At 43.2% G+C, this 6,141-nt stretch carries 5 protein-coding genes; 3 read left to right on the top strand and 2 right to left on the bottom strand.

The genetic code is table 11. The features are described from left to right. Positions 1 to 646: 646 nt before the first annotated feature. Together AB6E08_RS22555 and AB6E08_RS22550 are read left to right on the top strand one after the other, a co-directional pair. Positions 647 to 2,470, top strand: coding sequence for a M4 family metallopeptidase (locus tag AB6E08_RS22555; RefSeq protein ID WP_372067463.1), 1,824 nt, complete (start codon positions 647 to 649; stop codon positions 2,468 to 2,470). A gap of 324 nt (positions 2,471 to 2,794) precedes the next feature. Continuing rightward, positions 2,795 to 4,006 carry a DUF3103 domain-containing protein gene (locus AB6E08_RS22550; RefSeq protein WP_372067459.1) on the top strand — a complete coding sequence of 404 codons (1,212 nt, stop codon included), beginning with the start codon at positions 2,795 to 2,797 and terminating at the stop codon, positions 4,004 to 4,006. A 92-nt stretch (positions 4,007 to 4,098) separates the two neighbouring features. On the opposite strand, the gene AB6E08_RS22545 is transcribed toward AB6E08_RS22550, so the two are convergent. Together AB6E08_RS22545 and AB6E08_RS22540 are read right to left on the bottom strand one after the other, a co-directional pair. Then, on the bottom strand, positions 4,099 to 4,416 hold the full coding sequence (locus AB6E08_RS22545; protein WP_102496019.1) for a Dabb family protein: 318 nt from the start codon (positions 4,414 to 4,416) through the stop codon (positions 4,099 to 4,101). A gap of 211 nt (positions 4,417 to 4,627) precedes the next feature. Then, positions 4,628 to 4,867 (bottom strand): hypothetical protein, encoded by a 240-nt coding sequence (locus AB6E08_RS22540; RefSeq protein WP_017101685.1) that lies wholly within the window; start codon positions 4,865 to 4,867, stop codon positions 4,628 to 4,630. Between the two features lie 254 nt (positions 4,868 to 5,121). Between AB6E08_RS22540 and AB6E08_RS22535 the strand changes: the two genes are divergently transcribed. Further along, positions 5,122 to 6,006, top strand: coding sequence for a LysR family transcriptional regulator (locus AB6E08_RS22535; protein ID WP_050650652.1), 885 nt, complete (start codon positions 5,122 to 5,124; stop codon positions 6,004 to 6,006). Positions 6,007 to 6,141: the final 135 nt, after the last annotated feature.

The following is a 6,141-nucleotide window of genomic DNA, read 5'->3' as shown; positions in this document are numbered from 1 at the left end:
CTATCAGGTAAGTGAGAGGAAAGCCCTCCGCGAAGCGGCTTAGTTCAACAGCTATTAGACAGAGAAATTCTGTACTTAAATGCAGAATTTTTCTATCTAGTTTCTTATGCTACCTATCTTAAGCGACTTACTCCTTTCATAACAATAACTTATATTTATTAGTTTGTGATTGAACAAGAAAATATAGATTTTTTCCTACCTAACAAGACTAAGTGTTAAAAAAGGTGAGATCCGTGCTTAGTGGTATTGTTAAAACAAGTTTACTATTGATAATAAAGACAATATTAAAATCAAGAAAATCTCGGTTATTGACTCATTTGTAATTAAGTTGAAATCAGGAAAATATCGAAATTAACTTAGAGAAATTCATTCTATAGATTCAAACAAACCGGATTTTAATAACCCCCTACCCTTCATATGTTTACGATAAATAATAAAATTAGATTTTATAAAAACAATTTGATCAATAAGAATTTTTGTAAACTTTGAATTACATACTCTAAAATTCAATCTCCCTAAAAAACTTGTCATAAGCCGAAATGCTCTTCCAATCTTGATTCGCAACACATGGTATTACCGTATTGCATATAGACTTCCTATAAAGCCGTTGGGAAGAAGGAGTTTATATTAAAATCAGGAACGAAAAATGAACCAACAACGTCAATTAAGCTGGAAAATAGCAGCTATTCTAGGTACATCTTTTGGCTTTAATGCACACGCTGCAGAAATGGTCAGGGTCGATGATGATGCATTACTCCAACAGAGCCTCGTCGCGCAGTCGAAGAGTATTGCCCCACTAGAATTAGGTTTTTCTGAAGTAAAACGGGTGGTATTGCCCAATGGAAAAACGAAAGTCCGCTATCAACAAACTCACTTAGGTTTACCCGTCTTTGACACTTCGGTTGTCGCTACCCTTTCCAAGAACCAACCCACTCAGGTATTCGGTTCAATGGCACAAGGGATCAGTAGAGACTTATCCAGCATCGCGCCAAAGCTGAATCAGGAACAAGCGATTGAAGCTGCTATTTCATCTCACCGCACGTTTACTGTCGGCAGAAAGTCGATTGAAAACAAAAATGCAAAACTGATGGTGAGACTGGACGAGAACCAAACCGCGCAAGTGGTGTATCTGGTCGATTTCTTTATCGCTTCCTCTATGCCAGAGCGCCCTTTTTACTTTATTGATGCCACGACTGGCGATGTACTCCAAAAATGGAATGGACTAAACCACGCTAAAGCATTGGGTACTGGCCCCGGTGGTAATATAAAAACCACTCGATATGAATATGGTAGTGACTTCCCTAGCTTTCCCATCGACAAAACAGGCACGACTTGTACGTTAGAAAATGAATCAGTTAAGACAGTCGATTTGAGGAACGGAACCTCTGGCAGCGCAGCCTACAGTTACAACTGTGCCGACGGCACCAACTACACTGATCACAAATACATTAACGGGGCTTACTCGCCTCTTAACGATGCGCACTATTTTGGTAATGTCGTATTCGATATGTACAAAGAGTGGATGAACACGTCGCCGTTAACCTTTCAGCTCACGATGCGTGTTCACTACAGCTCGAATTACGAGAATGCGTTTTGGAATGGTTCATCAATGACCTTTGGCGATGGTGGCAGCACCTTTTATCCATTGGTTGATATTAACGTGAGTGCTCACGAAGTCAGCCACGGCTTCACAGAACAAAACTCCGGCCTTGTGTACCGAAACATGTCGGGCGGTATGAATGAAGCCTTCTCCGATATCGCGGGCGAAGCGGCTGAATACTACCTGCGTGGCAATGTAGATTGGATTGTCGGCAGCGATATATTCAAATCGGAAGGTGGCTTGCGTTACTTTGATCAACCATCAAAAGATGGCCGTTCGATTGATCATGCCTCGCAATACTACGATGGTTTGAACGTCCACTTATCTAGCGGTGTTTATAACCGCGCCTTTTACCTTTTAGCGAACAAATCGGGTTGGAATGTACGTAAGGGCTTTGAAATATTCACGGTCGCAAACCAGCTGTATTGGACGGCAAACAGCACCTTTGATGCCGGTGCGTGTGGCGTAGCGAAAGCCGCAGCAGACATGGGCTATGTGGTTGCCGATGTTGAAGATGCTTTTAATACCGTAGGCGTGAATGCAAACTGTGGTGTCACACCTCCTACTGGCAATGTATTAACGAAGGGCACACCGATTTCGAACCTAAGCGGAAACCGATCCTCAGAGAGCTTCTACACCTTCACTGTGGATTCTGCATCAAGCGTGACGGTTTCAATGTCGGGCGGTTCAGGCGATGCCGACCTTTACGTGAAATCGGGCCGCAAGCCAACCACATCGAGTTACGACTGTCGCCCTTATCGCGCTGGGAACAATGAACAGTGCAATGTGAGCGCGCAACCGGGCGTGACATATCATGTGTTACTGCGCGGATACTCGAACTACTCTGGCCTAACGTTGCGTTTAGATTGAGTTAGAGCGAGCCTCTCAAACAAGTTGTAAATCGAGAACTAACGGTTAACCGCGAAATAAAAACCTACTCACTTTGAGTAGGTTTTTTTATGACACACTGTAGTAGCTAATAATATTGTAAGTTATTTACTGATACGTTTATTAATTTATAAATATCAAGGTTACTTAGGCATTGTTTTATAAAAACAGTTTAAATTGAGATCCTGTGCTGCACAACGAAACAAAAATAACTGACTAACTTTTGAACACATTCACGTTACTGATAGGTTAATCCTTATAGGGCAAATGCTCTATTAATGATAAAAATTAAAATAAGGATTATTTATGAGACCATCTTTTCCTATCAGTATGGTGCTTGCAACGACAGTGGTTGGCTTCCAGTCTTTTGCGCAAAATATTGAGACAACTGATTCATTAGGTATTGCAGAAAGTAGCGCTGCGCAAAAGCAATCTCTGGTGTTACAAATCAGCGAGCGTTATTCCGATCTTGAGCTTTCATTGAAGGCTCAGATCTCAGAAAAGAACTTATCCGCGCCTGTAGATAAATTGAGCTCTACTCAGCCCTACTCTGCATTTTCAAGCCGGATGCAGAAAGCGGATCTTGGTTATCGCAAGATGAAAGGGATCAACGACTTCAGCGACTCTGTGCTAGAGATTCGCATGGCAGATGAAGCGATGATCGAAGCTTGGAAGAATGGTGAAAACCCGCTGTTTGCATTTGAACCATCAGGTGATGATTCGAATTGGCAATACATTGAAGCGTATGACGTGTACGGACAGGTTCATGAACTAGATGTGTACCAAATGCCGGACGTCCCAGTGCTTGTGGTTGATAGTAACGGTGCTGAAGAGCTCAAAGCAGGCCTAATGGCGATGCAGGCAGAGATGCAAAAGCTGGGTACTACAACGCAAATCAATGCCGTTAGCGATACCAATGCCGACGAGAGTAAACCTCAAAAATCGTCTTTGATGAACAGGGCTCGTCGCTCGATGGCCTTGTCGGAACCTGAGCCGTTGAATACCACACAATTAACCAAAATCCGTTTAGCCGTCGACCAAGAACCTTGGATCTCTGGTAAAGCGGAAATCTACGCTATCGTGACGGGTGTCGATTCAAGTCGTTTAGAGCCCCAAATCGACCTCGTTGAGATGCCTTATCTGGACTACGACAAACAGACGTACTACCCGAACCAGACCGTTATCTTCTGGCCTCGCTACCGTTGGGGCGCTGCAGACATGATCTTAATGGAACACGATGATGGCACAGACTACAAAGCGCTAGCAAAACTCTTGGTTCAAGCCGCAGAAGAGATACTGAAGATGATTCCTGATCCAGAAGTTCAAGGTTATGCGATCATCCCTCAGATCACAGGCAAGATTATCGATGTGATTCCTGATGGTGTATTAGTCAATGATGATGACTTCGTGGATGTGTACTACACCTTAATGCAGAACACGCCTTATGTAGATCGTCCGGGCGCAGGCGGAAATGCTGTCGCATCGTTTGCACCAGTCACGATTTCGCCAACAGAGTAAGTCGTTTCTTATTCAGTTAGGGCTTAAACGCTAGGCCCTAACTCTTCATTATCGAAGGTAAGTCAAACATGAGAGACGTACTGAGAAGCTGATTATAGGGAGTAATCAAACACGATAATATCATCTAGCAACGGACGGAATACTTCTTTCAGCGCATCATGCTCAGGGTGCGGAAGGTAATTCTGGCGGCCTTCTTCATCGGCGAATGTCATTAACACCGAGTGGGTATAACCTTGATTCTTGTTTTCAGGGCTGTCATTTAATCCCCATTCAACTGAAGTGACCCCTTCAACCTTGTTTGGCATCGCTTCAAACAGCATCTTTAGTTTTTGAACCTCTGAAGCCTCAGCGTTTTCTTTAAACTTAATCAGTAGAATATGACGAATCATTCCCGTTTCTTTTTGAGTCATTCCTTGTCCTTTCGAGTCGTTCGCTTACTGGTTTGTAATGCTTAACCAACACCCAATAGCGATCTAAATTAGAGAACAACAAAATGCCACACGTTACACAACATGCCAAGGCTAGAACACTAGAGTTTATAAAATAACTCAAATCCCCAAACAAAAATGCTGCACCCAAGGGCGCAGCATTTCTTATGACAATGGTAAGCACGTTTTAACGTTAATCACGACGACCTGTAAGCTGGATCGTTTGGTCTTGATCGACGCTCTTGTGGAATTTTATTCCGCCATTAGCGGCGTCATTTCTTCCTTCAAGTACTGGCTCAGATTCAACACGCTCAGCCTTTACTTGATTACCTTCGCTTCTCGTCATATCGAGAGTACTCGCATAAGTACCGTCAGCCGCGAAAGCCGTGTTCATAGATAAAGCCATCAATCCAAGTGCGATTAACTTGTTCATACATCACCTCGTTGTATTTCTAATTCTTTGTTCGTTTGATATCTGTGTTTTTGTTGGAGTAACTTTAACAATCGAACATGAACCATTCGAGGAAAAGCAAGATTTACCAAATGGAAAATCAAGGGATTAGCGAAGTTTTGACGCTGTGCTGTCTTATCCGTTTTGCACTGCCACTATGATATTAGAGTCACATAATTTCTGTACGCCAATCGCACAGAGATTGCTGCCTATAAAAGGAATCATTTGGAGAAAATGTGGACATCAATCTAGATATTCAAAATATCCTCGTCATCAAGCGTATGTATGAACTTCGCAATGTTGGACTGGTGGCGGAGTCGCTAGGAAAAACCTCTGGGGCGATCAGCAAGAACCTCTCGAAGTTAAAGTTGCAGCTCGACGATCCACTGTTCATTCAAACCAAAAACGGGTTTGAACCCACGACTTTTGTTGAAACCAACATCGAAAATTTTGAGCAGATACTCAGCAGTATCGAAGCGATAAAGCACCAAGTATTTTCGCCAGAAACTTACCAAGGCAATATCAAAATCTACGCGAATACTCTGTTCTGGGAACGCTTTGGTTCGAAGCTCTTATTTGCTCTGACTAAAGCGGCACCGCATGCTCGCTATTCATTTCTTAGATGGGGAAGCAATGCGAGGAACAGGCTCATCGACGGTGAGGAGTCCATTGCAGTTCACTACTTTGATGAAACCTTGCCACAGTCGATATCTCAAAAGGCGTTCGGGGAAGGAAAAGTGGTTTTCTTCGTGAGAGACGATCACCCTGCGCAAGACTTTGAATCACTGGCCAACTATCCAATCGCTCTATTTAAAACACCAGGATGGAATGACAATAAATATCCGGTCCTTGAGCGTCTTAGAAATATCGGTTTTCACGTAAACCCAAGAGTGGAAGTCGACCACCCTGCGATGATTCACGATGTTATATTCAAATCCGACTATTTTGGTATCACTCTCAGTGGCAGCGTGCCAGAAGGCTGTCGTAGTATGGACTTGCCAGAACAATTGACCATAGATGTGAGCTATGTGATGAGCTGTCGCCGCTCGCAAAAAGACGCACCTTTGAATCAGTGGTTATTCCAAATGTTGAAATCTACCCTGAAAAACAAACAAGCGTAGTTCAGCTTTTAGCGGGTTAACTGCTTAACGGTTTAACTGACTAACTCCTCTACCATCCAAAAAAGAAAAGGCTCCCGAGGGAGTAATGCCGTTCACTTAAGAGTGAACGGCATTTTTGTTCTTAGCATACCGTTG

The sequence above is a fragment of the Vibrio sp. 10N.247.310.24 genome (assembly GCF_041467175.1).
GTDB classification, from domain to species: domain Bacteria; phylum Pseudomonadota; class Gammaproteobacteria; order Enterobacterales; family Vibrionaceae; genus Vibrio; species Vibrio tasmaniensis_A.
Note: the sequence above shows the minus strand (reverse complement) of the source record. Positions and strands in the feature narration are given on the sequence as shown.

Excerpts from the sequence above, each read along its gene's own strand:
- AB6E08_RS22555 (WP_372067463.1), top strand. The coding sequence starts at position 647 with ATGAACCAACAACGTCAATTAAGCTGGAAAATAGCAGCTATTCTAGGT.
- AB6E08_RS22550 (WP_372067459.1), top strand. The coding sequence starts at position 2,795 with ATGAGACCATCTTTTCCTATCAGTATGGTGCTTGCAACGACAGTGGTT.
- AB6E08_RS22545 (WP_102496019.1), bottom strand. The coding sequence starts at position 4,416 with ATGACTCAAAAAGAAACGGGAATGATTCGTCATATTCTACTGATTAAG.
- AB6E08_RS22540 (WP_017101685.1), bottom strand. The coding sequence starts at position 4,867 with ATGAACAAGTTAATCGCACTTGGATTGATGGCTTTATCTATGAACACG.